Source organism: Psychrobacter sp. TPE 89C, from assembly GCF_055522395.1.
Map to the genome: position 1 here is coordinate 1 of NZ_JBVFXW010000097.1, position 2,020 is coordinate 2,020.

Here is a 2,020-nt window from a genome sequence, read left to right on the forward strand (position 1 = left end):
TTCACCATTGATGAAGTTGTCATATTTTTCGCGGAATTGGACTTGGCTTTTTTCTGTGTTTGGATAGGGATATAACATTAACTGCTCCTTGTTGTGAGAAAGGCATATTAAATGCCTTCAACTGATCTTCCCGATCGAGTCTTAATTTCATGCTACTGATATTCTTATTCAAGTTAAAGCTAATTTTTACGTTAAACATTTCAATTATCTATTACTAAAAGTTATAGCTTTAAATAAAGGCGGATGGGTCTCTTTGATAATGCTTTCCATGTTATTTTTTTATTAAAAGTCAAAGACTGTTTAGTTAATACAAATCGACAATTTTTTATAGCTTAGTTTTTCATCGATCACTTTCAATGATTAACAAAAGCTATGATCATTGCGATCAAACATTCCCTAAGGAAGTACAGCTGACACAGGTAGGGATAATGTGGATAGCAAGTGAGATTGCAGCGTGCATTAATATTAGTATTGTTGAGCGTTCATCCTAAACCTGTTAATCGGCCTTAACGCTAAGATTAGGGTAGTTTATTTTTTGTATTTATCAGCAACAAGATGAAATAAAAGATATATTAAAAAACAAATGTTTATATACTTCTATATAGTTATATTTGGAAGGCAGATGTATCGCTAAAGACAAGGTTGAATTGATAGAGTGGTACAGCAAAGCTTAAAAAAATGGTGATATAGTCATTCCACTATAAAAATATTACAGCGTTAACCTCGCTTGAAGTATCACATATACACTCGGTTGCCTTGTACTACTTTTAAATCAAATCGACTATAAGCTCAGCTGTGACGCTAATCAAAAACTGAATGAGAAAGAATAGTTATCATGCAAAAACTTAATAAGATATTAATTCATAAAATGACGATAGTAGGATTATCAAGTAGTTTAGCCATACCTGCTGTTGCAGATCTTGGCATTGTAAATAGTTTAATGAACAAAGGACTCGCCACTACTCAAGCCACTCTTGGCTATATGTACAGCACTGGTGATGATATTAGTCAAGATGATGTGAAAGCATTTGAATGGACTAAAGCCGCTGCTAATAGAGGAAGGGCATTTTCCCAATATACACTTGGAGAGATGTATAGCAATGGCACTGGTGTACGTCAAAACGATTCCAAGGCCATTGAGTGGTATGAAAAATCTGCCAATCAGGGCAATGCTGAGATTCAATTCAATCTTGGAACTTTTTATCAGCATGGCGAAGGTGTTCCTCAAGATTATGATAAAGCAGTTCAATGGTATCAAAAATCAGCTAATAAAGGTTTTGCACTAGCTCAGTATAATCTTGCTGGAATGTACGATAAAGGCCAAGGGGTGAGTCGGGATTATGCAGAGGCACTCAAATGGTTAAGAAAGGCTGCTGCTCAAGGATATGCGGGAGCTCAAAACAATATTGGTGATATGTACGAAACTGGTAGAGGGGTTAAACTTGATGATGCAAAAGCGGCTGAATGGTATCTGAAAGCTGCCAATCAAGAAATAGCCGAAGCGCAGAACAGTCTTGGCTTGATGTACTTTGAGGGCAGAGGCGTGGAGCAAGACAAAGTTCAATCCCAAGAGTGGTATAGCAAATCTTGTGACAACGGATATCAGCCGAGTTGTGATGAGTTGTAGCCAATTGAATAAGAGAGACTGTGATTTTAAAAAGTTGAAACAGACATTTACTTATCAAGTGTTAGCCATGAGGTTCTCATTTGATATAACTTTGTCAGCTGAAGCCGATGAGTTTTTTGAAAGTATGAGTGTTTTAGCAGAGCAGAATGCTTCTTCAAATTCAGTACACTTAATGTGCATGGATTGGGATAGATAAAGCAGGACAGTATAGAACACCAGATACAACAAAGCCCCTGATATCAGGGGCTTTAGCTATTCTATAAGATAGTATAGAACTATGTATTGGTACCAGTGGTCGGAACGGTAATCGATATGTAAGTACTTGTTTTTTATATTAATATTTATTTTAAAATAATTTGATATACTCCTGAGTATACTTAAAATTGCCATTTC

1 protein-coding gene is annotated in these 2,020 nt (G+C 35.9%); it reads left to right on the forward strand.

All coding sequences use genetic code 11. The annotated features are described in order from the left end of the window. The first annotated feature begins 835 nt into the window (after positions 1 to 835). On the forward strand, positions 836 to 1,627 hold the full coding sequence (locus tag ACZW67_RS14240; protein WP_465183799.1) for a tetratricopeptide repeat protein: 792 nt from the start codon (positions 836 to 838) through the stop codon (positions 1,625 to 1,627). The last annotated feature ends 393 nt before the right edge of the window (positions 1,628 to 2,020 follow it).